Annotated in this window: 25 protein-coding genes and 1 pseudogene; 5 read left to right on the top strand and 21 right to left on the bottom strand. The window is 66.5% G+C overall.

The window, feature by feature from the left end:
• Positions 1 to 22 precede the first annotated feature (22 nt).
• The gene (locus QRN34_RS12150; RefSeq protein WP_285404745.1) at positions 23 to 679 is read left to right on the top strand and encodes an HAD-IA family hydrolase; all 657 of its coding nucleotides are present in this window, start codon (positions 23 to 25) and stop codon (positions 677 to 679) included.
• A gap of 69 nt (positions 680 to 748) precedes the next feature.
• Here the strand turns inward: QRN34_RS12150 and msrA are convergent, their stop codons facing one another.
• The 3 genes from msrA to zwf form a co-directional block, all read right to left on the bottom strand.
• Positions 749 to 1,249, bottom strand: a complete 501-nt coding sequence (gene msrA / locus QRN34_RS12145) for a peptide-methionine (S)-S-oxide reductase MsrA (protein WP_285404743.1) — start codon at positions 1,247 to 1,249, stop codon at positions 749 to 751.
• A complete protein-coding gene (gene msrB, locus QRN34_RS12140; protein ID WP_285404741.1) occupies positions 1,246 to 1,707 on the bottom strand; it encodes a peptide-methionine (R)-S-oxide reductase MsrB in 462 nt (153 codons plus the stop codon). Before msrB ends, msrA begins: the two co-directional genes overlap by 4 nt.
• A gap of 97 nt (positions 1,708 to 1,804) precedes the next feature.
• On the bottom strand, positions 1,805 to 3,292 hold the full coding sequence (zwf, locus tag QRN34_RS12135) for a glucose-6-phosphate dehydrogenase (RefSeq protein WP_285404739.1): 1,488 nt from the start codon (positions 3,290 to 3,292) through the stop codon (positions 1,805 to 1,807).
• A 193-nt stretch (positions 3,293 to 3,485) separates the two neighbouring features.
• Here zwf and QRN34_RS12130 point away from each other — a divergent pair, with 193 nt between their 5' ends.
• Positions 3,486 to 4,232, top strand: a complete 747-nt coding sequence (locus tag QRN34_RS12130; protein ID WP_285404737.1) for a glucose 1-dehydrogenase — start codon at positions 3,486 to 3,488, stop codon at positions 4,230 to 4,232.
• A gap of 71 nt (positions 4,233 to 4,303) precedes the next feature.
• Here QRN34_RS12130 and QRN34_RS12125 read toward each other — a convergent pair whose 3' ends face one another.
• From QRN34_RS12125 to QRN34_RS12115, 3 genes are all read right to left on the bottom strand, one after another.
• On the bottom strand, positions 4,304 to 6,214 hold the full coding sequence (locus QRN34_RS12125; protein ID WP_285404735.1) for a methyl-accepting chemotaxis protein: 1,911 nt from the start codon (positions 6,212 to 6,214) through the stop codon (positions 4,304 to 4,306).
• A gap of 81 nt (positions 6,215 to 6,295) precedes the next feature.
• On the bottom strand, positions 6,296 to 7,936 hold the full coding sequence (pgm, locus tag QRN34_RS12120; protein WP_285404733.1) for a phosphoglucomutase (alpha-D-glucose-1,6-bisphosphate-dependent): 1,641 nt from the start codon (positions 7,934 to 7,936) through the stop codon (positions 6,296 to 6,298).
• Between the two features lie 104 nt (positions 7,937 to 8,040).
• Positions 8,041 to 8,733: a response regulator transcription factor gene (locus tag QRN34_RS12115; protein ID WP_285404731.1), complete on the bottom strand. Its 693-nt coding sequence runs from the start codon at positions 8,731 to 8,733 to the stop codon at positions 8,041 to 8,043.
• Between the two features lie 72 nt (positions 8,734 to 8,805).
• Between QRN34_RS12115 and QRN34_RS12110 the strand changes: the two genes are divergently transcribed.
• Both QRN34_RS12110 and QRN34_RS12105 read left to right on the top strand, forming a co-directional pair.
• Positions 8,806 to 9,645: a hypothetical protein gene (locus tag QRN34_RS12110; RefSeq protein ID WP_285404729.1), complete on the top strand. Its 840-nt coding sequence runs from the start codon at positions 8,806 to 8,808 to the stop codon at positions 9,643 to 9,645.
• A 24-nt stretch (positions 9,646 to 9,669) separates the two neighbouring features.
• Entirely contained in the window at positions 9,670 to 10,500 is an 831-nt protein-coding gene (locus QRN34_RS12105; RefSeq protein ID WP_285404727.1) for an NAD-dependent protein deacetylase, read from the top strand.
• Between the two features lie 15 nt (positions 10,501 to 10,515).
• Here the strand turns inward: QRN34_RS12105 and tadA are convergent, their stop codons facing one another.
• From tadA to folD, 10 genes and pseudogenes are all read right to left on the bottom strand, one after another.
• Positions 10,516 to 11,004 carry a tRNA adenosine(34) deaminase TadA gene (gene tadA / locus QRN34_RS12100; protein ID WP_285404726.1) on the bottom strand — a complete coding sequence of 163 codons (489 nt, stop codon included), beginning with the start codon at positions 11,002 to 11,004 and terminating at the stop codon, positions 10,516 to 10,518.
• Between the two features lie 75 nt (positions 11,005 to 11,079).
• A complete protein-coding gene (locus QRN34_RS12095) occupies positions 11,080 to 11,652 on the bottom strand; it encodes a DNA-3-methyladenine glycosylase I (RefSeq protein ID WP_285404725.1) in 573 nt (190 codons plus the stop codon).
• Positions 11,653 to 11,682: 30 nt separating this feature from the next.
• On the bottom strand, positions 11,683 to 12,144 hold the full coding sequence (locus QRN34_RS12090) for a nuclear transport factor 2 family protein (RefSeq protein ID WP_285404723.1): 462 nt from the start codon (positions 12,142 to 12,144) through the stop codon (positions 11,683 to 11,685).
• Positions 12,145 to 12,268: 124 nt separating this feature from the next.
• A complete protein-coding gene (locus tag QRN34_RS12085) occupies positions 12,269 to 13,432 on the bottom strand; it encodes an NADH:flavin oxidoreductase/NADH oxidase (RefSeq protein ID WP_285404721.1) in 1,164 nt (387 codons plus the stop codon).
• A gap of 85 nt (positions 13,433 to 13,517) precedes the next feature.
• Positions 13,518 to 14,027, bottom strand: coding sequence for a DNA-binding protein (locus QRN34_RS12080; RefSeq protein ID WP_285404720.1), 510 nt, complete (start codon positions 14,025 to 14,027; stop codon positions 13,518 to 13,520).
• Between the two features lie 14 nt (positions 14,028 to 14,041).
• Positions 14,042 to 14,305 carry a hypothetical protein gene (locus tag QRN34_RS12075; protein WP_285404718.1) on the bottom strand — a complete coding sequence of 88 codons (264 nt, stop codon included), beginning with the start codon at positions 14,303 to 14,305 and terminating at the stop codon, positions 14,042 to 14,044.
• Positions 14,306 to 14,527: 222 nt separating this feature from the next.
• A pseudogene (locus QRN34_RS12070) lies at positions 14,528 to 15,037 on the bottom strand (DUF4166 domain-containing protein).
• A gap of 288 nt (positions 15,038 to 15,325) precedes the next feature.
• Positions 15,326 to 16,882, bottom strand: coding sequence for a glutamine-hydrolyzing GMP synthase (gene guaA / locus QRN34_RS12065; RefSeq protein ID WP_285404717.1), 1,557 nt, complete (start codon positions 16,880 to 16,882; stop codon positions 15,326 to 15,328).
• A 119-nt stretch (positions 16,883 to 17,001) separates the two neighbouring features.
• Entirely contained in the window at positions 17,002 to 18,456 is a 1,455-nt protein-coding gene (guaB, locus tag QRN34_RS12060; RefSeq protein WP_036141552.1) for an IMP dehydrogenase, read from the bottom strand.
• 71 nt (positions 18,457 to 18,527) lie between these two features.
• A complete protein-coding gene (folD, locus tag QRN34_RS12055) occupies positions 18,528 to 19,421 on the bottom strand; it encodes a bifunctional methylenetetrahydrofolate dehydrogenase/methenyltetrahydrofolate cyclohydrolase FolD (protein ID WP_285404714.1) in 894 nt (297 codons plus the stop codon).
• An 81-nt stretch (positions 19,422 to 19,502) separates the two neighbouring features.
• On the opposite strand from folD, the gene QRN34_RS12050 reads away from it, so the two are divergent.
• On the top strand, positions 19,503 to 20,096 hold the full coding sequence (locus tag QRN34_RS12050) for a GNAT family N-acetyltransferase (protein ID WP_285404712.1): 594 nt from the start codon (positions 19,503 to 19,505) through the stop codon (positions 20,094 to 20,096).
• On the opposite strand, the gene moeB is transcribed toward QRN34_RS12050, so the two are convergent.
• From moeB to QRN34_RS12025, 5 genes are all read right to left on the bottom strand, one after another.
• Positions 20,057 to 21,226, bottom strand: coding sequence for a molybdopterin-synthase adenylyltransferase MoeB (moeB, locus tag QRN34_RS12045; protein ID WP_285404710.1), 1,170 nt, complete (start codon positions 21,224 to 21,226; stop codon positions 20,057 to 20,059). The two genes, QRN34_RS12050 and moeB, sit on opposite strands and share 40 nt — an antisense overlap.
• A 26-nt stretch (positions 21,227 to 21,252) precedes the next feature.
• Positions 21,253 to 22,650: a ribosome biogenesis GTPase Der gene (gene der, locus QRN34_RS12040; protein WP_285404708.1), complete on the bottom strand. Its 1,398-nt coding sequence runs from the start codon at positions 22,648 to 22,650 to the stop codon at positions 21,253 to 21,255.
• 23 nt (positions 22,651 to 22,673) lie between these two features.
• A complete protein-coding gene (bamB, locus tag QRN34_RS12035; RefSeq protein ID WP_285404706.1) occupies positions 22,674 to 23,873 on the bottom strand; it encodes an outer membrane protein assembly factor BamB in 1,200 nt (399 codons plus the stop codon).
• Positions 23,870 to 24,520, bottom strand: coding sequence for a tetratricopeptide repeat protein (locus QRN34_RS12030; RefSeq protein WP_036141569.1), 651 nt, complete (start codon positions 24,518 to 24,520; stop codon positions 23,870 to 23,872). The genes bamB and QRN34_RS12030 overlap by 4 nt, the downstream gene beginning before the upstream one ends.
• 151 nt (positions 24,521 to 24,671) lie before the next feature.
• On the bottom strand, positions 24,672 to 25,649 hold the full coding sequence (locus QRN34_RS12025; protein ID WP_081916901.1) for a RodZ domain-containing protein: 978 nt from the start codon (positions 25,647 to 25,649) through the stop codon (positions 24,672 to 24,674).
• Positions 25,650 to 25,676: the final 27 nt, after the last annotated feature.

Raw genomic sequence — 25,676 nt, 5'->3', positions numbered from 1 at the left:
GCGTTTTTTGCCGGAGCCTGCCGTGACGTTCCCGTTCTCCCTGGTCATCTTCGATCTCGATGGCACCCTGGTCGACAGCGCCGCAGCCATTGCCGCCGCGGTCAATCGCACGCTCGAGGACTGGAAGCTGCCGCGCGTGGACGATGCACGCATCGTCGACTGGATCGGCGAGGGCTCGCGCCAGCTGATCACCTATGCGTTCCGAGACGCCGGCAGCGAGGCGGACATCGACGCCGTGATGCCGGGCTTTCTCGTGCATTACGCCGAAACCGCGCTCGACGGCGACGCCTATGACGGCGTGGTCGACACGCTGCGGGCACTGCACGACCAGGGCGTGACCCTCGCCGTGTGCACCAACAAGAACGAGGAGTTCGTGCGGCCGCTGCTCGAGGCGCGCGGCATGCTGCCCTTCGTCGACGGCATCACCGGAGGCAACACGCTGCCGCAGCGCAAGCCCAGCGGCGCGCCCCTGCTCCACCTCGCCCGGCAGACGGGGGTCGCCGTGACGGAGGTGCTCATGGTGGGGGATTCGGAAAGCGACGCGCTGGCCGCGCACGACGCGGGCGTGGCCCTGGTGATGGTGAGCTACGGTTACCGCAAATCGCTGGACCTGGCGACAACCGGCGCGCTGGCGGTCATCGATCGCATGCCCGACCTGCTGGACATACGCCGCGACTGACCACGTCAGACCCCCGTTTTGCCGCCTGCCTGACAACGACCAGACGGACCGCACAATGGGGGCGGAAGCTTACGCGCCGCGGCTCGGTAGCACCCAGTCCGGGCGGATGAAATGGCAGGTGTAGCCGTTGGGAAACTTCTCCAGGTAATCCTGGTGCTCCGGCTCGGCTTCCCAGAAGTCGCCGGCAGGCGCCAGTTCCGTCACCGCCTTGCCCGGCCAGAGGCCGGACGCGTCGACATCGGCGATCGTGTCTTCCGCAACCTTCTTCTGCTCGTCGTCGAGGTAGAAGATGGCCGAACGATAGCTGAGGCCGCGGTCGTTGCCCTGGCGGTTGGGCGTGGTCGGGTCGTGGATCTGGAAGAAGAATTCCAGGATCTTGCGGTAGCTGAGCACGGCGGGGTCGAACTCGATCTCGATGGCCTCCGCGTGCGAGCCGTGGTTCCGATAGGTGGCGTTGGGGACGTCACCGCCCGAATAACCCACGCGGGTGGCGATCACGCCCGGCTGCTTGCGGATCAGGTCCTGCATGCCCCAGAAGCAGCCGCCTGCCAGGATGGCGCGCGAGCTCATGCCTCACCCCCGTCACGGGCGGCAAACTGTGCCGCATAGTCCGCATACCCTTCCTTTTCCAGGTCGGCCACGGGAATGAAGCGAAGCGAGGCGGAGTTGATGCAGTAGCGCAGCCCGCCCTTGTCACGCGGGCCGTCCGGGAACACATGGCCCAGATGGCTGTCGGCATGGGTGGAACGCACTTCCGTGCGGATCATGCCGTGGGTGATGTCGCGCTTCTCCGCCACGTGCTCGTCCTCGAGCGGACGGGTGAAGCTGGGCCAGCCACAGCCGCTGTCGAACTTGTCCAGCGACGAGAACAAGGGCTCGCCGGAGACGATATCGACATAGATGCCGGGTGCGTGGCTGTCGTGGAACGCGTTCTGGAACGGGCGCTCCGTGCCACTCTCCTGGGTGACGCGGAACTGCTCCGGCGTCAGCCTGGCAACGGCTTCGGGGGTCTTGCGGTATTCGGCCATGGGGCACTCCTCGAGGGGGATGGCGGCGTTCCACCGATAATGCGGGCAGCTTGCGTGGATGCAATGGCAACGCGCTGCCCGCCCCTGCCCGGCCCGTTCAGCCGGCGATGTCCTCGATCCAGCGGTGCCCGGCGCGACGGAGCAGCTCGCGTGCCGCATCCGGACCCCAGGTGCCTGCCTCGTAGGGATCGGGGCCCTGCGTGTCCTTGCCCCAGGCGTCGAGGATGGGCGTCACCCAGCGCCAGGCGGCCTCGGTCTCGTCCTTGCGCACGAACAGCGCCGGGCTGCCCTTCACGGCGTCCAGCAGCAGGCCTTCGTAGGAATCGCGATAGACCACGCGCGAGGGATCGTTCAACGTCGACAGGGCATCGACCTCTTCCAGGGCGAAGCGGTCGCCCGGCTGCTTGACGAACAGCGGCAGGCGGATGCTCTCGTTGGGCTGGATACGGATGCGCACGCGGCTGCCCGGGCGGGCGTCGCCGAACAGCCCGGCCTCCGCGGCACGGAACTGGATGACGATCTCGGTGAGTTTCTCCGGCATGCGCTTGCCCGAGCGCAGGTAGAACGGCACGCCCTGCCAGCGGGGGTTGTCGACCTCCGCCTTGAGCGCGACGAAGGTTTCCGTCGTGCTGGCCGAGTCGTCCCCGAGTTCTTCCCGGTAGCCCGGCACCGGCTTGCCGTCCTGCTTGCCTTGCACGTACTGCCCGCGCACCACGCTCGTCGCCAGGTGGTCGCGGTCCAGCGGCTTGAGCGAGGTCAGCACGCGCACCTTCTCGTCACGCAGCGCATCGGCTTCCAGCGAGGCGGGGCGTTCCATGGCGACCACGGTCAACACCTGCAGCAGGTGGTTCTGGATCATGTCGCGCAGTGCGCCGGAGCCGTCGTAGTAGCCGCCGCGCCCTTCCAGGCCCACCGTTTCCGCCGCGGTGATCTGCACGTACTCGATGGACTCGCGATCCCACATGCGCTCCAGCATCGGGTTGGCAAAACGCAGCGCGATGATGTTCTGCACCGCCTCCTTGCCCAGGTAATGATCGATGCGGAAGATCGTGTTCTCGGGAAAGTGGCGGCCGACGCCCTCGTTGACCTTGCGCGCGGTCTCCAGGTCGGTGCCGATGGGTTTCTCCAGCACGATGCGCGAACTGGCGGTGCGCAGGCCCTTTTCGTCGACGTTGCGTGCGATGTCGCCGTAGAGGTCGGGCGCCGTGGCCAGGTAGAACACGCGTACGCGATCCTCGGCGGCATCCTTTTCCAGCAACGACTTCAGGCCGTCCCAGTTGCCGCCCGCTTCCGCGCCGTTGAGGCTGACGTAATGCACGCGCTCGAGGAAGCGACGAACCGTATCGTCGGCGTATTCGTCCTCGCGGATGAATTCCTTCAGGGCCTTCTGCGCGCGTTCGCGGTACGAGGCATCGTCCAGCGGCGAACGCGCCGTGCCCACGATCCGCGCGTCGTCGGGGATCTGGCCCTCGGCGAAACGCCGGTACAACGCAGGCAGCAGCTTGCGCATGGTCAGGTCGCCCGTGGCGCCGAAGATCACGTAGTCGAACGAATCGACGGGTTCGAGCGGGGTCGAAGTAGTCATGGTGCGTATTCCCGGAAGTGTCCCGATCATCAATGCGGCATTGCATCATGGATTCAAGGCCAGCGCACCCCCGTCACTGTTGCGCGCCACGCACAAATGTTTTGACCGGCGACCTATGACACGCGCGCACCTGTCACCCCCATGCAAGGGGACAGCGGCGGCCATACCGGCGGTCGATCACGGGAAAACAACCATGAGCAAGCTGAAAGACAAGGTCGCGCTGGTGACCGGCGCGTCCAAGGGCATCGGCGCGGCCATCGCACGCACGCTGGCCGCCGAAGGTGCCTCCGTGGTGGTCAATTACGCCTCGAGCAAGGCCGGTGCCGATACGGTGGTCGCGGCGATCGAAGCCGCGGGCGGCAAGGCGTTCGCCGTGGGCGGCGACGTGTCGAAGCAGGCGGATGCGGAAAGCATGGTGGCGGCGGCCATCGCGCAGTTCGGCCGCCTGGACATCCTGGTCAATAACGCGGGTGTCTACCAGATGGCCCCGATCGAGGAGACGACCGAGGCCCTGTACCGCCGCATCTTCGACATCAATGTACTCGGCACCCTGCTGGTCACCCAGGCGGCATCCCCCCATCTCGGCCAGGGCGCCAGCGTCATCAATATCGGCTCCACGGTGTCGCGGATCACGCCGCCGGGCAGCGCCGTGTATTCGGGGACCAAGGGCGCCGTGGACGCCATCACCGGCGTGCTGTCGCGCGAGCTGGGCGCCCGCGGTATCCGGGTCAACTCGGTCAACCCGGGCATGGTCATCACCGAGGGCGTGCACACGGCGGGTTTCGCCGGTGGCGACTTCGAACAGTGGGCGGTCGGCCTGACCCCGCTGGGTCGTGTGGGCCAGCCGGACGACATCGCGCCGGTGGTGGCATTCCTCGCGTCGGACGAGGCCAAGTGGCTCACGGGCGAGCTGATCATCGCCTCGGGCGGCATGCGCTAAGACGTCCGGGAAGCCCCTGGACGGAACGACGCCGGCGCCCCCATCGAGGGCGCCGGCGTCGGCGTTATCTGTCAGAGCTTGAAGCCGCCCACCACCGACTCCAGCGTGCGGGTCTGGTCTTCCAGGGCCTTGGCCGCAGCCGCGGCTTCCTCGACCAGGGCCGCGTTCTGCTGGGTCATGTCGTCCAGCTGCGTGACCACGCCGCTGACCTGCTCGATACCCTGGCTCTGCTCGTTGCTGGCCGCCATGATCTCTTCCATGAAGGTAGCCACATGGGCCACGTTGCCGGTCAGTTCGCCGATGCGCTGGCCCGCCACGCGGACCAGCGACGAGCCCCGTTCCACATCGTCCACGGAATCCGCGATCAGCGTCTTGATGTCCCGGGCCGCCTTTGCCGAACTCTGGGCCAGGCTGCGCACCTCACCGGCCACCACCGCGAAACCGCGTCCCTGCTCACCGGCACGCGCCGCTTCCACCGCCGCATTCAGCGCCAGCAGGTTGGTCTGGAAGGCGATGCCGTCGATGACCCCTACGATATCGGCGATGCGGGCGGACGACCGGGTGATGGCATCCATGGTCACGACCACTTCGTCCACCGTGTCACCGCCGCTGCGTGCCGCGGCCGCCGCATCGCGGGCCAGCGTATTGGCCTGGCGGGCGTTGTCGGCATTCTGCCGGACCGTGGCGGTCAGCTCTTCCATCGACGCGGCGGTTTCTTCCAGGGAGCTGGCCTGCTCCTCCGTGCGCTGGGAAAGATCGAGGTTGCCGCTGGCGATCTGCGTGGCCGCCGAGGAAATGGCCGCCGAGCTGTCACGCACCTGCCGCATCATGCCCTGCAGGCGAGCGATGAAGCCGTTGAAGCTGTCCACCACGCCGTTGTATTCGGTGCCCTTGCCATAGCTGAGCCGGCGGGTGAGATCCGCTTCGCCGGAATTGAGCTCGTCGATGTTGGTCTTCAACGTGGCCAGCTGGTTCATCAGCGCGCGGATGCCCAGCACCAGCGCGATGAGCAGCAGCGCGGCGAGCGGCACCTGCACCGCGGCCAGCTTGGTCAGCACACGGGTGCTGTTCTCGGTGAGCAGATGGGTCGGCAGGCTGGTGGCCAGCACCCAGGGCGTCCCGGCGATCGGCTTGAGGAACAACGTATGCGATTCGCCGTCGACGTCGTAGTCCCGCTCGACCTGGCCACCCTTGGCCACGCCCGGGAGTGCGTCCCTCACCTGGGCGATCATGGTCGAACTGCCGGCCAGGTCGGCGATCTTCTTCAGGACGATGTCGTCCTTGATATAGGTGCTGTTGCTGACCACGGTGCCGTTCGGCTCCACGATCAGGATCTGGCCGTGTACCTTCTTTTCCATGTCCGCCACGAGGCGGTTGAAGAAGCCCAGCGTGACGTCGACGGTGGAGACACCGAAGATCTCGTCACCCTTGTAGATGGCCATGGCGCAGTTGGTCCGCGGCTGTGCGCTCGCGTCGTCCTTGTAGGCATCGGCCCAGAGACAATGGCCGCGTGGCGCATTCAGGCCATTCTTGTACCAGCTCTGCTCCCAGTACTTCAGGGCGTCGGGCTGGTTCCAGTGCGTGTTGACCGCCAGCTTGCCGCTGGCATCGCGGGCGAAGAAGGTGCTGTCGCGTTCCTTCGTGGCCTCGCGCTTGAACGGCAGCGGCCAGATGCCGCCGCCGAACACGTCGGCATCGCCGTACTGGTCCACCAGGCCGGGTTGCAGCCGGTCGATGGACGGGCTGTCCATGAGCGCCACCGTCTGGGTGATGCTGCGCTGCTGCGCCTCCACCTGGTGCAGCTTGTTGGTGATGACCGCGCCGATCTCGTCGACGTTGCGCCCGACCAGTTCGGCTTCACTGGCGCGCAGGTCCGGGCTGACGAAGAGGCGGATCACCACCAGGGTCAGCGCCACCAGCACGAGGAAATAGGCCGCTACCGCCACCGTGTAGCGGGCCTGGGTCGATTTGAAAAGAGTCACGCGGGGCGCCCGGAATGAAGGAGACACTTCCTTGACGGCGTATTCGGCACAATCTTTAGGCGCCCACGGCGTTTTTTTTGACTAGCCGAGGGCCTTGTCTACCATGGCCTGCGCTTCGGCCAGCACCTGGGCGAGATGGTCGGGACCGCGAAAGCTCTCGCCGTAGACCTTGTAGATATCCTCGGTGCCCGACGGGCGTGCCGCAAACCAGGCTTCGGCCGAGCTGACCTTGATCCCCCCGATGGGCTGGCCACCGGCCTGGTTGACCACCGCGACGATCGGGTCGCCCGCCAGGGTCTTCGAATCGACCCGATCCGGGGAAAGCTTCGACAGGGTGGCCTTTTGCGCGTGCGAGGCGGGCGCGTCGATGCGCGCGTTGGCCGGGTCGCCCAGCTCGGCGGTGATCCCGCGATAGATCTCGCCAGGGTCGCGCCCGAGCCGGGCGGTCATTTCGCCGGCCAGCAGCGCCGCGACGATGCCGTCCTTGTCGGTCGACCAGGCCGATCCGTCCTTGGACAGGAAGGAGGCGCCCGCACTTTCCTCGCAGCCGAAGCCGAGGCTGCCGTCGTAAAGGCCGGAGACGAAATACTTGAAGCCCACCGGGACCTCGCGCAGCGGCCGCCCCAGGCTCGCGGCGACGCGATCGAGCAGGCCGGTGCTGACGGCGGTCTTGCCGACCGCGGCATCGGGGCGCCAACCGGGCCGGTTCTGGAACAGGTACCACGCCGCTGCCGCGAGGTAATGGTTGGCGGGGAGCAAACCGGTGCTGGGCGCCACGACGCCGTGGCGATCGTGATCGGTGTCACAGGCGAAGGCGACCTGGAACTTGTCCTTCAGCCCGATCAGGCGCTGCATGGCATAGGACGACGACGGGTCCATGCGCACGCGACCGTCCCAGTCCAGCGACATGAAGGAGAACGTGGGATCCACCACCTCGCTGACCACGGTGAGGTCGAGCGTGTAGCGCTCACCGATCGCACGCCAGTAATGCACACCGGCGCCGCCGAGGGGATCGACGCCCATACGGACGCCCCTGGCACGAATGATGTCCAGATCCAGCACGTCGCCGAGATCGCTCACGTAACGATCGAGGAAGTCGTACTCGGTCGTGGTGGAGGCCTTGATCGCCTGCGCGAACGGCTGCCGCTTCACCTCGCGCAGCCCGCCCTCGATCAGCGCGTTGGCGCGCTGGGCGATCCATGACGTGGCGTCGGTATCGGCGGGGCCGCCGTGCGGCGGGTTGTACTTGATGCCGCCGCTCTCGGGCGGATTGTGCGACGGGGTGATGACGATACCGTCGGCCAGGCCGCTGTCACGCCCGCGATTGAAGACGAGGATGGCATGCGAGACCGCTGGCGTGGGCGTGAATTCGCCGCCACGGGACACGTAGGTCGCTACCCCATTCGCGGCCAGCACTTCTACCGTGCTTTCGAACGCGGGAGCGGACAGCGCGTGGGTGTCGATGCCCACGAACAGCGGACCGTCGATGCCTTCCTTGCGGCGATACTCGCAGATCGCCTGGACCACGGACTGTACGTGCGATGCATTGAACGAGCGGACCAGCGACGAACCGCGGTGGCCGGACGTGCCGAACACCACGCGCTGCTCGGGCACCGACGGATCGGGCTGCAGGTCGTGATAGGCGGCAAGCAGGGCGGCGACATCCACCGGGGTGGCTTCCGTGGCGGGTTTGCCCGCCAGCGGGCTGATCTTGGCACTCACCGATACGTCTCCTTGGGTGGCGCCGCCGTGGCACCGGACCGTCACATTGTAGGCATGACGCCTGAACGCCGATGTCAAACCAGCGTGCACTTTTGAGATTTTTTCTATGTCCCGCCCGTGCGGCTGCGACTATGTTGACCGGCCGCCTGTACCCCGGCCGGCGGAAGTCGCAGCCTTTCGATGTATTCGAAGATCTCCGCATCGGTTTCCAGCCGCAATTTGCGCATGGCGTTGGTCTTCTGTTGGCTTATGGTGGACAAGCCGCGTCCCGTGGCCCGGGCTATGTCGGTCACGCTGTTGCCCGCGGCGAACAGGCGCAGGATTTCCAGCTCCCGCGGCGAAAGGTCGGCCAGCGTCCCGGTGCCGATGGGCTCGCCCTGCGGTGTGAAAATCATTTCGCGAACGGAGGCTCCCAGGTAGACATGGTTCGACAGGATCTGCACCAGTGCCTCGGGAATCTCCCGCGTATCCCCCGACTTGCCGATCAGTCCGCGCACGCCGGCCTCGAGGATCTCGCGGTACAGGGCGGGATTGGCCAGGGTGGTGATCACCATGACCGGCAGATCGGGGTAGAGCCGGCGGATTTCCGCCAGCAGGGCCAGCCCGTCGCGGCCCGGTTCGGGCATGCTGAAGTCGGTGATCAGCGCGTCACAGGGCTCCCTGGCCAGCACGGCGAGCAGTTCGTCCGGCGACTGTGCCTCGCCGACCACGTCGGCCAGGCCGTCCTTCGTCAACGCCAGGCTGATGCCCTTGAGCACGACGGGATGATCGTCCGCCAGGATGACACGGTGAACCATGAGTAATCCTTTCTCGATAACCAGTCCAGGCCGCCATGCGCCCTTCCGGGGCGCCGTCGGCGGGGCGCAGAGTTGAGCACATCGCGCCCATCGCTGCCACTGCGACGACGCCTGCGCGCACGGCTGCTGGCAGGCTACGACCGCATCGCGCTCGCGTGCGCGAGCATCAGAGAATGCCGTGACCTGCCCGCGCTGCTGACTCGCATCGGCCAGCACTACGCCCGCATCGCGCGACGCCACGGCAGCGAGCTGGAGATCGAGGTGGACCCGGCGCTGGCGCACGATCTGGTCGGCCCGTACGCCATGCTGGGCCGCGTGCTGTGCCTCCTTCTGGACAGGGCGTTCGCGGTGCCCGGCAGCGTGCGGGTCGCCTTGCAGGTGGACGTGGTGGGCGATGATCCGGACGGCCAGCTCGTCCACATCACCGTGGCGGACACCGGCAGCGCGCTCGACGAGCACTGCCCGCGCCTGGCCACGGCCCAGGCCATGGTGGCGACACTGGACGGCGTCCTGCATATCGAGTGCGCCGCCGACCGTGGTACCCGCATCATCGTCGAGATTACCCTCACCCTGCCCCGCCTATCCCCGCGCATCGACATCGAGACACTGCGCACCACGCTCGGCGGCACGTCCGCGCTGCGCGAGGTGATCGCGGCGCTGGATCGCTCGCTCAGCCGCGACCTGATCCAGCTGCACCTCCTGCTCGCGCAACCCGGCACGGCCGACCTGCAGGCCTGGCTGCACCGCGTGTCCGGCGCGCTGGGCATGGCCGAGGCGACGGACCTCGCGCGCATGGGGCTGCACCTCGAGCGCCGCCTGGCCGAGGAGCGCAGCCCCACCCTCGACGCGGCCATCCGGCGCTTCGGCGAGGACGCCGCCTGCGTGCTCGAAGTGCTTCGCAAACACACCTGACCGATCCGCTATAGTTCGCGCATCGTGAGCACCCTGCCCGCCATCGCCTCCGCCGACGATCCGCTGCGCGCCTTCGTCGATGCCCACCCCCGCCTGTTCGTGTTGACCGGCGCGGGTATCAGCACGGACTCCGGCATCCCCGATTACCGCGACGGCCAGGGGGCGTGGAAACGCCGTCCCCCGATGACCCTGCAGATGTTCATGAGCGGGCCGCCGGCGCGTGCTCGCTACTGGGCCCGCGGCATGATCGGCTGGCGTCATTTCGCCGCCGTCAGCCCGAATGCGGCTCATCGTGCGCTTGCGCGGATGGAACAGGATGGCCGCATCGCGCTGCTGCTGACCCAGAACGTCGACGGCCTGCACGAGGCGGCAGGCAGCGTCGAGGTGGTGGACCTGCACGGGCGCCTGGACCGCGTGCGCTGCATGCAGTGCGGCGACATCACCGGGCGCGACGCCATGCAGAACCGGCTGATGAGCGCGAACCCCGCATGGCTGGCGCTGCAGGCCACGATCGCACCCGATGGCGACGCGGACCTGGACGAGGTGGACTTCTCTTCCTTCGTCATTCCGGCGTGCACGCTCTGCGGCGGCATTCTCAAGCCGGATGTCGTCTTCTTCGGCGAGAACGTGCCGCGTGCCCGCGTGGACACCGCCTGGGAACGCCTCGGCCAGGCCGACGCCATGCTGGTGGTCGGCTCGTCACTGATGGTCTATTCCGGTTACCGGTTCGTCCTGGAAGCCTCGCGGCGTGGCCTGCCCATCGCCTCGCTCAATATCGGCGTCACGCGCGCCGATGCCCTGTTCGACCTGAAGATCGAGCGTTCGGTGACCGAGGTGCTGGCACCCTACGCCTAGCGGCACTCACGAAAGCTAGCGGCGCGCGCGGAAGAACGCGCGCAGCATCGCGCTTGCCGTCTCCGCTTCCAGGCCGCCGACCACGGTCACGCGATGGTTGTGCAACGGGGAAACCAGGGTGTCGAAGACGCTTCCCGCCGCCCCTGTCTTGGGATCGGTCGCGGCGTACACCACACGGCCGACGCGCGCATGGATCATGGCCATGGCACACATGGTGCAGGGCTCGAGGGTGACGTAGAGCGTGGAGCCGGGAAACCGGTAATTGCTCACCGCCTGCCCGGCCGCGCGCAAGGCCTGGATCTCCGCATGCGCGGTGGGATCGTTCAGGGTGATGTTGCGATTCCAGCCTTCGCCGATGACGACATCGTCCGACACAAGCACCGCGCCGACCGGGACCTCGCCCTCGGCATCGCGAGCGTGTGCGGCCAACGCCAGCGCACGCTCCATCCAGCGGCGGTCGGCTTCCGAGAACGTGTCATCGCTGGCGACGTAGGGCGTGGACAAGGCAGGGGCATTCCCGGGACAAGGGGCGGATTCTACGTCGTTTAGGCGGGTCGGACGATGCGCCCACGCAGCCGGCTACGACCCGGCTGGCCGAGGCTTACGCCGGAAGCACGTCGCGGCATGATCGTCCACGATACCTACCGCCTGCATCCAGGCGTAGGTGATGGTGGGGCCGACGAACTTGAAGCCGCGCTTCTTGAGATCCTTGGAAATCGTCACCGACAATGGGGTCTGCGTCGGCACGCTACGCCCATCGCCCCGGATCACCGTGCCGTCGGTGAACGACCAGCAATACGCATCGAAGGTTTCGCCACGGGCGCGCATGTCCTCGTAGATACGCGCGCCGTTGATGGTGGCTTCGATCTTTGCCCGCGAGCGGATGATGCCGGCATCGTCGAGCAGGCGGACGATGTCCGCCTCGCCGAATCGCGCCACCTTGGCCGGATCGAAGCCTTTGAACGCCTTACGGAAGTTTTCCCGCTTGCGCAGGATGGTGATCCAGGACAATCCCGCCTGGAAACCCTCCAGCATCAACTGCTCCCAGAGCATGCGCGAGTCGTGCAGCGGCACGCCCCACTCCGTGTCGTGGTACGCGGCGTAGAGCGGGTCGCTGCCGGCCCAGGCGCAACGCGTGGGTTCGTCGCTCATGCTATTTCCGTCATGGTGAGCACCATCGAGTTACAGACCCAGGTCGGACAGGCCCGGGTGGCCATCGGGACGACGCCCCTGCGGCCAGTGGAACTTACGATCGGCGTCGGCCAGGGGAAGATCGTTGATACAAGCGTAACGGTGGGACATCTCGCCGTCGGCGCTGAACTCCCAGTTCTCGTTGCCGTAGGAACGGAACCAGTGGCCGCTGTCGTCATGCCACTCGTAAGCGAAGCGCACCGCGATACGGTTGTCGGTGAACGCCCAAAGCTCCTTGATCAGCCGATAATCCTGTTCCTTGAGCCACTTGCGCGTGAGAAACGCCACGATCTGCTCGCGCCCGGTAATGAACTCGGCACGGTTACGCCAGTGACTGTCGACGGTGTAGGCCAACGAGACTTTTGCCGGGTCGCGGCTATTCCATCCGTCCTCGGCCAGGCGGACCTTCTGCAGCGCGGATTCGCGCGTGAACGGGGGAACCGGAGCGGCCATGGTCTGACGCCTGATGAGAAGGCTTCCATTGTACCGATGGGTACAGGGCACGCCCTGGAAAAAAAAATGCCGCAGGTCCGGAAGAGCGCCTGCGGCATCCGCCGTGCCTTACGAACCAGGCGTGCTACCGGTAGCCACCGTCCTCGTCACGAATCCAGGCCGCCTGCGGCCCGATGCCTCCCGACGAACCGAACAGGTTCCGGTACAGCGAGGGTTGCGACCGCAGGTACTGCTTGGGCGGACGAACGGTGGCACCCAACGCTGCGGCAGCATGCCAGGGCCAGCGCGGGTCGTAGAGGATCGTGCGGGCCAGCGCGACCATGTCCGCGTCGCCGGTGGCGACGATGGCTTCGGCCTGCTCGGGGCTGGTGATCAGACCTACTGCCACAACCGGAATGCCAACCGCCTGCTTGATGCCGCGGGCGAACGGCACCTGGTAGTTCGGTCCCGCCGGGATGGCCTGGCGCTCGTCGAGGCCGCCGGTCGACACGTGGATGGCGTCGCAGCCGCGGGCCTCAAGCGCCTTGGCAAAAGCGATCGTCTGCTCCAGATCCCAGCCACCCTCCACCCAATCGGTGGCCGATACCCGCATCGTTACCGGGCGATCGGCGGGAAACACCGCGCGCACGGCGTCGAAGACTTCCAGCGGGAAGCGCATGCGATTCTCCAGCGAGCCGCCGTACTCGTCGGTGCGCTGGTTGGACAAAGGCGACAGGAACTGGTGCAAGAGGTAGCCGTGCGCGCCATGGAGCTGCACGAAGGCGAGGCCAAGCCTGGCAGCCCGCTCGGCCGCAGCGGCGAAGGCGTCACGGACGCGGGCCAGGCCGGCCTTGTCGAGCGCCACGGGCGCATGATCGCCTGCATGGAAGGGTACGGCCGACGCGCCGACCGTCTGCCAGCCATGCTCGTGATCGGGCGCAAGCTGGTGACCGCCGGCCCAAGGCGTTTCCGTGGAGGCCTTGCGTCCGGCATGGCCCAGCTGGATACCGATCGGCATGTGCGACCAGCGCCGGACGCTTTCCAGCACACCGCCCATGGCGTGTTCCGTAGCGTCGTCGTAGAGGCCCACGTCGCCCCAGGTGATGCGGCCTTCCGGTTCCACCGCGGTCGCCTCGATCGTGAGCAGCCCCGCGCCGGACAGGGCCAGCTGGCCGAGGTGAATACGGTGCCAGTCATTCATGCGGCCGTCGTTGTCGGCCGAGTACTGACACATGGGTGCGATGACGATGCGGTTGGCCAGTTCGAGGTCACGCACGCGTAAAGGCTTGAAGAGCGCCGGCTGGGCCATGGAACATACTCCGGGGAAGGCAAGAAGAACTCCGAGATGGTGACGGATTCCCTTACACGCAAGCCGGACTTATCCGGCAGCTTTATCAGCCCGGTGCAGTATCGGTGGACGCCAGCCGCGCATGCTCCTTGGTGATGTTGACCTGCATCGCCGCCAGCGCCGTCTCCATGACCGTGGGATCGACGGTATAACCCTTGCGCTCGGCCAGCCATGCGAGCACATCGGACAGATGCCATAACGCGCTAGACCCGTCGTGTAGCGGGGCCGGAAAGCGACCGGCATGCGTGAGCATCAGTTTGCGCATGTTCTGCCGTGAGACACCGGCGACTTCCGCGATATCCGTCAGGCCGACGACGTCTGGCGACACCTCGATCAATACCGCTGCCGGCACGACCCGTCGCACGTCGTCGCGTGCCGACCGCATGGCGTCGACTGCCGAGACGGCTTCCCGGCTGAACGCCAGGGCCAGGCGCCCCGGCAGGCCGATGCCGAGGATGGCATCGTCGCAGCCCGCTTCGCCCAGCCGCTCGACTAGCGCATCCATGTCGGTTTCATCGGTGGGCAGGCTGTACTTGAGCGTAAATACGTATTCCACGGAACCTCCTTGGTTCAACCGCTTCGACCGCCTGGCTTGCGAATCGCATTGCAGTGGTCCACCACGCGGCGTAGCGCCCGTGCGTGGCCTGCCGGATTTTTGGGCGTACTCCAGATACTGGTGATGCAGAACTCACCGCAACGGCAGTCCCGATCGTTGTAGGGGCAATACAACTTGCCCCAGGCATGGCTGCCGCCGGTGCTGATCCGCCAGCCGGACCGCTCGGCGTGCCGTAGCGTCTCTTCGATGTCCTTCTTCGGATGGCTTCGTCGCGACATCCTTGGCTCCAAGGTTCGGATAAAAAAACGAGGTTGTCAAGTGACACCCTAACGTCTGTCGTCGGGCGTGTGGTCTTTAAAGAGTTAACAGATGACCGACGAGAAACCGTCGCGAGGGCAGGTAAGCAATTACCTGAACATGGGCGGGCACTGCCCTGCTGCTAGCGTCCGGCGGTCGTTGGCGGCGGAAGGCTGAGCCCGCACCGTCCCACGCATTTCGCCTCATGCTTCCCGATCAAGTACACCGCGATAGGCGACAACGAGGCCGACAAACGGCAGCACGATTTCCCTGTGGAAGCGAAAGCGCCCCGCATCCTCGGATTCGACCATGCGTCCCCGTGACAGGAGGTATGCAGGCATGGGAACGCCGAACAACGATCATCGGCGCGGCACGAAGTGCAGTCCGTCAGCCTCGACCACCAGGGCCATGGCGAAGGACGCCACACCGAAACGCTCCACCAGCAACGCGTCGCTGCGGCCGGAGCCAGCGGCTTGTGTGGAGGAAAACACCCGGTCGCCGAATGTCCGCGTCCAGCGCTCGGTACCTCGTGCCGCGCCCTCCTCCGGTGCAAACGCAATCGACACCGGAATATCCACCGTCGCTTGCGGAAAGCCGACCAGGGCACGCACAAGGCGCGCGACAAGACCTGCACCGTGGGTCACTTCGGCGTGTCCCGACCAGTAGCGGGTGGCCGCGATGCCATGAAGTTCGCGCAAGCGAGGCGGCAGCATGGCAAGGGCCGGGCCAAGAAGCGCCGGGTACAGCGTCAATGACGGATCGTCCCGGTCAGCCACTCGTACAGAAACGCGGCACGGCGCGCGTTACGCGCGAGCGAGCCAGGCAGCACCGATGGGATCTGAAGGTAAATCAGTCACAAGACTTCCCATCGAGCAGGGGATATCAGATGCACAAAAACGGTTTACCTTCCCTCATTCAGTCGAATAGCGATTAGCGATGAGGAAAAACAGTTAGATAAACCGAATTCTGCACAAAAATGATTATCCAGCAACAGGCCGCCGTCACTCCCACTCAATCGTCGCCGGCGGCTTCCCCGAGATGTCATAAACCACACGAGAAATACCCCGCAACTCATTGATAATACGCGTAGAGCACTTATCAAGGAAGTCGTACGGCAAGTGCGCCCAATGCGCCGTCATGAAGTCGATCGTCTCCACGGCCCGCAGCGCAATCACCCACTCGTAAGCCCGGCCATCGCCGACCACGCCCACCGAACGCACCGGCAGGAACACCGCGAACGCTTGGCTCACCCGGTCGTAAAGCCCATGGCTGCGCAATTCCTCGATGAAGATCGCATCCGCCCGCTGCAGCAGGTCGACGTATTCCGCCTTCACCTCGCCCAGCACGCGCACCCCCAGGCCCGGGCCCGGAAACGGGTGGCGGTAGACCATGTCACGCGGCAGGCCCAGTTCGACGCCGATGCGGCGCACCTCGTCCTTGAACAACTCGCGCAGCGGCTCGACCAGCTTGAGCTTCATGTGCTCCGGCAGGCCGCCGACGTTGTGGTGGCTCTTGATGACATGGGCCTTGCCCGTCTTGCTGCCGGCCGACTCGATGACATCCGGGTAGATCGTGCCCTGGGCCAGCCACTTCACGCCGTCGAGCTTGGCCGATTCCTCGTCGAAGATCTCGATGAACAGGCGGCCGATGACCTTGCGCTTGGCTTCCGGGTCTTCCACGCCGGCCAGGGCGTCGAAGTAGCGCTGCTTCGCATCCACGCGGATGACGTTGACGCCCATGTGCTCGGCCATGGTCGACATCACCTGGTCGCCTTCCTGGAAGCGCAGCAGGCCGGTATCGACGAACACGCAGGTCAGCTGGTCGCCGATCGCCTTTTCCAGCAGCGCGGCCACCACGGAGGAATCGACGCCACCGCTGAGGCCCAGCAGCACACGGTCGCTGCCGACCTGCTCGCGCACGCGGGCCACGGCGTCCTCGATGATATGGGCGGCGTCCCATAGCGTGGCCGAGCCGCACAGGTCGACGACGAAGCGGCGCAGCAGCTCCATGCCACGCTTGGTGTGGGTCACTTCCGGGTGGAACTGCACGCCATAGAAACGGCGGGCGTCGTCGGCCATGGCGGCCAGCGGCAGGCTGGGGGTGGAGGCGACCACGGTGAAGCCGTCCGGGATCGCGGTGACGCGGTCGCCGTGGGACATCCATACGCCCAGCGATTCGCCGTCCTCCACCACCGTTTCGAACAGGCCGCACTGGCCGAAGGTGATCGTGGCGGGACCGAACTCGCGGTGATGACCGGCCTCCACCTTGCCGCCGAGCTGCTCGGCCATGGTCTGCATGCCGTAGCAGATGCCCAGCACGGGCACGCCGAGGTCGAACACCTGCTGCGGCGCACGCGGGGACTGGTCCTCGGTCACCGACTCCGGGCCGCCAGAGAGGATCACGCCCTTCGGGTTGAACCCGGCGATCTCATCGGGCGCGTGGTCCCAGCCCCAGACTTCGCAGTACACGCCGATCTCGCGGATACGGCGGGCGATCAGCTGCGTGTATTGCGAACCGAAATCGAGGATGAGTATCTTGTCGCTGTGGATATCGGTCATCGGTGACTGCCTGCCGTAGGGAATGGGGAACGCCCCGCGCCGTGCGCGTTGGGCTGAAAAAGCAGAACACCCGCTTGCGGCGGGCGTCCTGGGTCACCGGGGCTGCACGCGCGGGCGCGTCAGTCCCGGCGGTAGTTCGGTGCTTCCTTCGTGATCTGGATATCGTGCGGATGCGCTTCGAGCACGCCCGCGCCGGTGACCTTCACGAACTGGGCCTTCTCATGGATCTCTTCGATCGACGCCGCGCCCATGTAGCCCATGGAGGCGCGCAGGCCGCCCATCATCTGATGGATGATGTTGCGCAGCGGGCCACGGTAAGGCACGCGGCCTTCGATGCCTTCCGGCACCAGCTTGTCGGCGTCCGCCTCGTCCTGGAAGTAGCGATCTTTCGAGCCCAGCTGCATCGCGCCGATGGAGCCCATGCCGCGGTAACTCTTGTACGAGCGACCCTGGAACAGCTCGACCTCGCCCGGGGCTTCCTCGGTGCCGGCGAACATGGAACCGAGCATCACCGAGGATGCACCGGCGGCCAGCGCCTTCGGAATGTCACCGGAATAGCGGATGCCGCCATCGGCAATGAGCGGGATCTCGCCCTTCAGCGCCGTGGCGACCATGTCGATCGAGGTGATCTGCGGCACGCCGATGCCGGTGACGATACGCGTGGTACAGATCGAGCCCGGGCCCACACCCACCTTGACCGCGTCGACGCCGGCGTCCAGCAGTGCGCGTGCCGCCTCGCCCGTGACGATGTTGCCGGCGATGACCTGCACCTGCGGGTAGCGCTTCTTGACCCAGCCGGCACGGTCGATCACGGCCTGCGAATGCCCGTGCGCGGTGTCGACCACCACCACGTCCACGCCGGCTTCAACCAGCAGCTCGATGCGGCGCTCGGTGTCGCCGCCGACGCCCACCGCGGCCCCTACCACCAGGCGCTCGTGCGAATCCTTGGCGGCGTTCGGGTTGTCGCGGGCTTTCTGGATGTCCTTGACGGTGATCAGGCCACGCAGCTGGAAGCCGTCGTTGACCACCAGGACCTTCTCGATGCGGTTGCGGTGCAGCAGTTCGAGCACTTCGTCGTGCGAGGCGCCTTCCTTTACCGTGACCAGGCGATCCTCGCGGGTCATGATGTTGCGCACCGGGTCGTCGTGCTTGCGCTCGAAACGCAGGTCGCGGCTGGTGACGATGCCGACCAGCTTCTCGCCGTCCACCACCGGTACGCCGGAGATGTTGTGCGCCCGCGTGAGCGCCATGACCTCGCCGATGGAGGTGTCGGGGCGCACGGTGATCGGGCTGCGGATGACGCCGGCCTCGAACTTCTTGACCAGTCGCACTTCGGCGGCCTGGAGTTCGGCGGACATGTTCTTGTGGATGATGCCGATGCCGCCGTTCTGGGCCATGGTGATGGCGAGGCGGGCTTCGGTCACGGTGTCCATGGCGGCGGACACGATGGGGATGTTCAGGCGCAGGCCGCGCGTGAACCGCGTTGAGGTGTCCACATCGCGCGGCATGACCGTGGAGTGGCCGGGAACCAGGAACACGTCATCGTAAGTGAGTGCCTCGGCAAGGATGCGCATAGCATTATTCCCGCGAGTAAATCGCGGCATTATACCCCGCAATGCAGCACTCGGATAGGCGCGCGACGCGACTACGCGGCGCCGTGCACGCCGCCGTGCTCGCGAGCGAGCAAGGCATCCAGCGCGTCGGCCGCCTCGAGCGTGTTTTCCATCAGCGTGGCCACCGTCATCGGGCCGACGCCACCGGGCACCGGGGTGATCCACGAGGCCCGTTCCGCCGCTGGCGCGAACTCGACGTCGCCGACCAGACGGCCGTCTTCCAGCCGGTTGATGCCCACGTCCACCACCACCGCACCCCGCTTGATCCACTCCCCGCGCACCAACCCCGGCTTGCCGGCCGCGACCACGAGGATGTCGGCCTGGCTGACGAACGAAGCTAGATTCTGCGTGAACTTATGGCAGCAAGTCACTGTACTTCCTGCAATAAGAAGCTCAAGCGCAAGCGGACGACCGACGTGGTTGGAGACGCCGACGATCACCGCATGCTGGCCGCGCACCGGCCGATCGGTGTGGCCGAGCAAGGTCATCACGCCCTTGGGCGTGCACGGGCGCAGGCCGAACCGACGCAGGGCCAGCCGCCCGACATTGACCGCCTGGAAGCCGTCCACATCCTTGCCGGGATCGATCCGGTCGACCAGCGCATCCTCGTCGATGTGGGCCGGCAACGGGGACTGCACCAGGATGCCGTGCACGGCGGGATCGGCGTTGAGCCGGTCGATCAGCGCAAAGAGTTCGTCCTGCGACGTGCTGGCCGCGAGATCGTAGCCGAACGACTGGAACCCCACCTGCTGGCAGGCCTTGCGCTTGTTGCGGACATACACCGCCGAGGCCGGGTCCTCACCCACCAGCACCACGGCCAGACCGGGCGCACGGCGACCCTCGGCCACCCGCTTGGCCACGCGGCGACCGATGTGCTCGAGAAGTTCCTGGGCGATGCGCTTGCCGTCGAGAATACGTGCGGTCATGGGGTGTCGCCCTGCGGAAACCGCGCATTATCCCCTGAACCCCGCGTGCGGAGAAGAGTCGGCTCTTGCATACTTTCCGCCATGCACACCGCACCGATCCCCTACCCGCACGACGTGAGCGATGGCCACGTCGTCCTACGCCCGCATCGCATGAGCGATGCCCCCGCAATAGCCGAGGCTGTTCGCGAATCGGTGGCTACCGTCGGCCGCTGGCAGGACTGGTGCCATGCCGGGTACAGCGAGGCCGATGCCACGACATGGATCGATATCTGCCGTCGGCACTGGCTCACCGGCGAGGGCAACGAGTTCCTGGTCTTCGACGCCATTACCGATACGCTGCTCGGCGGCATGGGGGTGAATCACCTCAACCACGAGCACCGGTTTGCCAACCTCGGTTACTGGGTGCGGGAATCCGCCCAGGGCAAGGGCATCGCCACACGCGCCGGACGACTTGCCGCGCGATTCGCGCTCGAGACGGTAGCGGTGTCACGACTGGAAATCGTGGCCGCCCACGACAACCTGGCCAGCCGGCGAACGGCTGAACGCATCGGAGGTTCTTTCGAAGGAATACTTCGCAACCGTCTGGTCCTGAAAGGAATTTCAGTTGACGCGGCGATGTATTCGATCGTCACCGATCAGCCGGCCGACGCACACATCCGCTCGATATCCACATAGCCATCGAACCGGGCTGCCGGCCCACAGCCCGGACAGTGCGGATCGCGATGTAGCGCAAGCTCGCGAAAGCGCATGCCCAGCGCGTCGTAGGTCAGCAGGCGTCCGACCAGCGGCTGGCCGATGCCCAGCACCAGCTTCATCGCCTCCGTGGCTTGCACCAGTCCGACCAGCCCGGGCAATACGCCGAGCACACCGGCCTCACTGCAGTTGGGGGCGTCCGCTGCCGACGGCGGTTCCGGAAACAGGCAGCGATAGCACGGTGAATCCTCTCGCCGCGGGTCGAACACGCTGGCCTGGCCGGTAAACCGTTCAATGGCGGCGTAGACCAGGGGCACGCCGAGCCGCCGCGTGGCGGCGGCCAGCAGGTAGCGCGTGGGGAAGTTGTCGGCCCCGTCGATCACCACGTCGTGGCCGTCGATCAGGGCCTCGACATTCTCCGCGCGCAGCCGGTCGACGACGACGCGCACAGCGACCCGGGGATTCAGGGCCAGCAAGGCCATGCGGGCGGAGTCGGCCTTGCTTACGCCGACACGGGCGTCCGCGTGGACCACCTGGCGATGGAGGTTGGATCGCTCCACCCGGTCGTCGTCGATCAGGGTGAGGTGGCCGACGCCCGCGGCGGCCAGGTAGAGCAACACCGGCGAACCCAGGCCACCGGCACCGATCACCGCTATCCGGGCGGCGCCGAGCCGTGCCTGGCCTGCCTCGCCGACCTGGGGCAACCGCACCTGACGCGCATAGCGCTCCGCCGCATCCGCATCCAGTCCGGGGGCTGTCACGGGGAGACCCGCCGCCTTCCACGCGCCCATGCCACCGCCAACGGACGACACGTGTCGGTAACCCATGCGTTGCAACGCTTCGGCAGCCAGTAGCGACCGCTGGCCGCTACCGCATAGCAGAAGGATGTCGCCCTGACGATCGGGCGCCACCTGCTCGATACGCAACTCGAGGAAACCGCGGGACAGCCCCAGTGCGCCTTCCGGCAGGCCCGAGGCGCGCTCGCTGTCCTCACGTACGTCGACCAACAGCGCCCCGGCGAGCTGCCGGACGCGTGCATCGGTCGCGGGAATCTCGGGCACGCGCTGTCGCAGCGCGGCCAACCACTCGTCCCTGCCCATATCGTCGGTCATGCGAGGCACCTCGACGAGGGCGACGCTTACTTCTCGCGTCGCTTCGCGTTGCGGATCATCTCCCGACGGCGGCGCTGCTGGCCTTCCGTCAGGACGTTCTTCTTGCCAGCGTAAGGGTTTTCACCATCACGGAAGTCGATACGAATGGGCGTGCCTTCCAGGCGATAGCGCTTGCGGAAGAAGCCCTCCAGGTAGCGCCGATATGCCGGCGCGATGTGCTTGGTACGGCTGCCGTGGATGACGATCGTCGGTGGGTTGAACCCGCCCGGATGCGCATAGCGCAGCTTCGGCGCATGACCGCGGACCAGCGGCGGCTGGTAGGCCTCGTAGGCCTGCTCCAGCGTTCGCGTCAGCTCGCTGGACGTCAGCACCTTGGTTGCGGCGTGATGCGCACGAACCACGGCCTTCATCAACTCGCGCAGGCCGGAGCCGTGCAGTGCGGAGATGAACACGGTCTTGGCCCAATCGGCGAAGACCAACCGGCGCTCGAGCGCCTTCTGCGTCTGCTCGCGGGCGTAGGTATCCATGCCGTCCCACTTGTTCACCGCGATGACCAGCGCGCGGCCCTCCTCGATGGCGTGGCCAATCAGAGTGAGGTCCTGGTCAGCCAGGTTCTCGCGGGCATCGATCAGGACAACCGTAACCTGCGACGCAGCAATAGACTGCAATGTCTTGATAACGCTGAATTTCTCGACCGCTTCTTCGACGCGGGCGCGGCGACGCACGCCGGCGGTGTCGATCAGGGTGTACTTCTTGCCGTCGCGTTCCAGCGGCACCCGGATCGGATCGCGGGTGGTGCCGGCCACGTCGGAGACGATCAGGCGATCTTCCCCGAGCAGGCGATTGATCAGCGTGGACTTGCCGGCGTTGGGACGGCCCACGATGGCGACGCGGATACCGTGGTCGTCCAGGCCGGGATCGTTGTCCCGCTCGTCTGGCAGGTAACCGATGGATTTTTCCACCAGCACGTCGATACCGCGATTGTGTGCCGCCGACATCGGCAGCGTTTCCGCGATACCGAACGAGGCGAACTCACCCATGGCGACGGCTTCGTCCACGCCGTCGGTCTTGTTGACCACGACGATGACCGTCTTGCCGCTGCGACGAAGCTCGGCAAGGATGCCGGCATCGAGCGGCAGCACGCCGTCGCGGGCATCGACGACGAACACCAGCAGGTGCGCTTCGCCAATGGCGAGACGGACCTGCGTGGCGGTAAGGCCTTCAATGCCCTCGTCACTGCCGGACATACCGCCGGTATCCACGACCACGAAGGGCCGGGGACCGAGACGGCAGACACCGTAGTGTCTGTCACGGGTGACGCCGGGCATATCGGCGACGAGGGCGTCCCTGCTACGCGTCAGCGCATTGAAGAGGGTCGACTTACCGACATTGGGACGGCCGACCAGAGCGACGACGGGCAACATGGGAGATACATCTATCCTGTGAATCAGTTCGTGGCGATGCGGTAGGCGCCGATGTGGCCCTCGACATCTTCAACGAACACGGTGTCACCCACCACGACGGGCTGGGCACGAATGGCTTTCTTGGACAGGCGCTCGCGGGCGACGATCTTGCCGTCGGCCGCGGCCATCCAGTGGATGTGGCCGTCGAGGTCACCGACCACGACGTAGTTGCCCTGCACGGCAGGGCCGGTCAGCCAACGGTATTTCAGGTCGGCCTGCTTCCAGATGTTGGCGCCGCTGCTCTTGTCGAAGGCGAACACCTGCGACTGGTCGTCCACGCCGTAGACCGCGTTGTCCTTCACGTCCAGGGAGGTGAACGTGGAGAACCCGTGGTTCCACAGCGGGCGACCGCTGGGGCCGTCGATGGCGGTGAGGTTGCCGTGGTAGGCGGCGCCGTAGATCGTGGTGCCGTCGAGCACGAGCGCACCGTCGGCATCGTTGAGGCGATCGATCTCGGTACGGCCTTCACCGCTGGACAGGGTCTGTTCCCAGAGCTTTTCGCCGTTGTCCAGGCGGATCGCGACCAGCTTGCCGGCATCGCTGCCGAGGAAGACCACGCCGTTGGCGACCAGCAGGCGGCCGTTGCCGCGCAGGCTGAGCAGCGGCACCTGGGACTGGTCGTACACCCAGCGACGCTCGCCGTTGGCGGCGTCGATACCGTAGACACGGCCGTCGTTGCAGCGGACCACCACGATGTCACCGGCGATGACCGGCGCGGCGATGACTTCCGAGGAGAGCTCCGCCGACCAGCGGCGCGCGCCGTCCTTGGTGCTCATGCCATAGAGGTGGCCATCGAGCGTGCCGATGGCGAGCAGGTCGCCGGCAGCGCCGGGGCCGCCGGAGAAGCGGGCGTCCTCGCGCTTGGCGTCGCCCCACCCGAACCAGCCGTGCTGGCGGGTGCTCTTGGACCAGAGGGTCTTGCCCGTCGCGGCGTCGAATGCCGCGATCTTGCCATCCGTGCTGGCGGCGTAGACCACGTTGTCGACCACGGCCGGACGCATGCGCACGCCGGATTCCGCCGCGCCATCACCGATGCCGGACTTCCAGAGGCGCTGGACCTTCAGGGTCGGCTCGAACTTCTTGTCGAGCGGGGTCGGCGGTTCGACGTTTTCCTTCTTGAACGAATGGCAGCCGGCCAGAACGACCAGCGACGAAGTCAACGCGATTGCCCAGAAACGTTTCATGCACCCTGCTTCCCGGCCACTGCCAGATCATCGAGCTTGGTTTGAACGACACCGCGTTGCGGTGCACTGTCGCCCATCGCGGCGATCGCCGCCTCATAGGCCTTGCGTGCGTCGTCGTGGCGTCCAAGCTTGACCAGCGCATCGCCGCGGAGTTCCTGCGCGATCGCCACGAAGGACTTGCCCTGCATCGCGTCGAGCGAGCTGATGGCGTCCTGCGGCTTGCCCTGGGCAAACTTGAGTTGCGCGACACGAAGCTGCGCGAGGGTTTTCAACGCGTCGTCCTTGGCGTGGGCCACGGCCCAGTCGAGGTCGCCGGATGCCTTGTCCAGCTGGCCGGCCATGACGTTGCGCTGCGCACGCTCGCCAGCCGCGAACACCGACCAGGCGGTGTCCGAGTAATCTTTCAGCAGGGTCTCGGTGCGCAGATCGATCTCGTTGGCGCGATTCTGCGCCACGGCGGCCTGCAGCGCGGCGTATTCGCCCGCGGCGGCCTGCTCGTGGCCGGCGCGATGCGATTTCCACTGCTGCCAGCCGAAGATCAGCACCAGGCCGAGCGCGATGCCGACGGCGATCGACACGCCGTTCCTGCGCAGCCATTGCTGGACGCGTTCACCCTGTTCGTAATCGTCGTATACGTCGAATGACATGCAATCACCCACTGCGCTCCGCGCAGCACATCCTGGAGGGAACAAGCCCGCACCTGCCATCGGGACGATGACGGGACGGATCAATAGGCAAGGATAACCGAAAAGCGCAGGCCGGCGGCGCCGCGCTGAGACGGCGTGGCCTTAGCGGCGATCAGTTCGCGATCGGCGTGGCCTTGCCGTCGCGGATATCCACGCGGAAACGCGCCACATTCGCCCGACGGAAGGCATCCAGCGAGACCGCCTGGCCGTCGACCGTGGCCTGGGCCCCGGTGGCGTTGCCGATGCGGACCTCGAGCGGGCTGTCGCTGCGGTAGGACTTCTGCGTGCCCGCGGGCAGGATGCCGTATTCCAGCCGCGAACCATCGGCGGCGGTGACTTCCACCCAACTGGCTGACGGCAGCGAGAGCGACAGGCTGTGTGCACCCTGCCCCTTGGCCGCGTCTTCGGTTACCGGCGCGGCGGCGGACGTCGCCAGCGGTGCCTTCGCCGCGCTGCGATCCAGCGGCGGGAACATCGCCATCGATGCGAGCAGGGGCTGCTGGTCCTCGACGCGCGATTCCGCGGCGGGAGCGGCGGCGGGACCACCGGCCGGCGTAGCGGAAGCGACGGCGCTGGATGTGCTCGGCGCCGGTGCGTCCTGCTGGGCGACGGGCGACGCGTCCAGGGGCGACAGACGCGGCATGTCACGGTCGAGCGTGCCGCGCACGCCCAGCCAGACCATCGGCACGACGATCACGGCCGTCAGCACCACATAGGTGGCGGCAGTGACGTAACGGTCGAGGAGGTAGCGCGAGTGCGAGATGCCGCCCGTGACCACCAGTTCCGGCTGACGAGGCGCCAACGTGGCCAGCTCGGCCTGGATGGCTTCCGGATCCACACCGAGGTGGTCGCCGTATTTGCTCAGGTAGCCGGCCAGGTAGACCTGGTAGTCGATGCCGCCGTACTCGCCGGCTTCCAGCTGGCGCAGGAGGCGCGACGGCAGGCGCAGGGCCTGGCCGCAGGCTTCGATCGTGTAGCCACGGGCCTCGCGGGCCGCCCGCAGGCGGGCGCCGAGCCCGGCGCTCCCGGCGGCGTGATCGATGAGGACACGACCGCTCTCATCGGCGTTCACGTCGAACTGGGGTTCCATGGCGTGCTCCGTAGGTGCATTCGGCGC

Origin of the sequence: Luteibacter sp. ME-Dv--P-043b (genome assembly GCF_030209605.1) — a bacterium.
In the GTDB taxonomy this organism is placed as follows: Bacteria; Pseudomonadota; Gammaproteobacteria; order Xanthomonadales; family Rhodanobacteraceae; genus Luteibacter.
The sequence above is the reverse complement of the archived record's forward strand: the minus strand, read 5'-3'. Positions and strand labels throughout refer to the sequence as shown.

Excerpts from the sequence above, each read along its gene's own strand:
- msrA (WP_285404743.1), bottom strand. The coding sequence starts at position 1,249 with ATGAGCTCGCGCGCCATCCTGGCAGGCGGCTGCTTCTGGGGCATGCAG.
- msrB (WP_285404741.1), bottom strand. The coding sequence starts at position 1,707 with ATGGCCGAATACCGCAAGACCCCCGAAGCCGTTGCCAGGCTGACGCCG.
- zwf (WP_285404739.1), bottom strand. The coding sequence starts at position 3,292 with ATGACTACTTCGACCCCGCTCGAACCCGTCGATTCGTTCGACTACGTG.
- QRN34_RS12130 (WP_285404737.1), top strand. The coding sequence starts at position 3,486 with ATGAGCAAGCTGAAAGACAAGGTCGCGCTGGTGACCGGCGCGTCCAAG.
- QRN34_RS12115 (WP_285404731.1), bottom strand. The coding sequence starts at position 8,733 with ATGGTTCACCGTGTCATCCTGGCGGACGATCATCCCGTCGTGCTCAAG.
- QRN34_RS12095 (WP_285404725.1), bottom strand. The coding sequence starts at position 11,652 with ATGAGCGACGAACCCACGCGTTGCGCCTGGGCCGGCAGCGACCCGCTC.
- QRN34_RS12090 (WP_285404723.1), bottom strand. The coding sequence starts at position 12,144 with ATGGCCGCTCCGGTTCCCCCGTTCACGCGCGAATCCGCGCTGCAGAAG.
- QRN34_RS12085 (WP_285404721.1), bottom strand. The coding sequence starts at position 13,432 with ATGGCCCAGCCGGCGCTCTTCAAGCCTTTACGCGTGCGTGACCTCGAA.
- QRN34_RS12075 (WP_285404718.1), bottom strand. The coding sequence starts at position 14,305 with ATGTCGCGACGAAGCCATCCGAAGAAGGACATCGAAGAGACGCTACGG.
- guaA (WP_285404717.1), bottom strand. The coding sequence starts at position 16,882 with ATGACCGATATCCACAGCGACAAGATACTCATCCTCGATTTCGGTTCG.
- guaB (WP_036141552.1), bottom strand. The coding sequence starts at position 18,456 with ATGCGCATCCTTGCCGAGGCACTCACTTACGATGACGTGTTCCTGGTT.
- folD (WP_285404714.1), bottom strand. The coding sequence starts at position 19,421 with ATGACCGCACGTATTCTCGACGGCAAGCGCATCGCCCAGGAACTTCTC.
- QRN34_RS12050 (WP_285404712.1), top strand. The coding sequence starts at position 19,503 with ATGCACACCGCACCGATCCCCTACCCGCACGACGTGAGCGATGGCCAC.
- moeB (WP_285404710.1), bottom strand. The coding sequence starts at position 21,226 with ATGACCGACGATATGGGCAGGGACGAGTGGTTGGCCGCGCTGCGACAG.
- der (WP_285404708.1), bottom strand. The coding sequence starts at position 22,650 with ATGTTGCCCGTCGTCGCTCTGGTCGGCCGTCCCAATGTCGGTAAGTCG.
- bamB (WP_285404706.1), bottom strand. The coding sequence starts at position 23,873 with ATGAAACGTTTCTGGGCAATCGCGTTGACTTCGTCGCTGGTCGTTCTG.
- QRN34_RS12030 (WP_036141569.1), bottom strand. The coding sequence starts at position 24,520 with ATGTCATTCGACGTATACGACGATTACGAACAGGGTGAACGCGTCCAG.
- QRN34_RS12025 (WP_081916901.1), bottom strand. The coding sequence starts at position 25,649 with ATGGAACCCCAGTTCGACGTGAACGCCGATGAGAGCGGTCGTGTCCTC.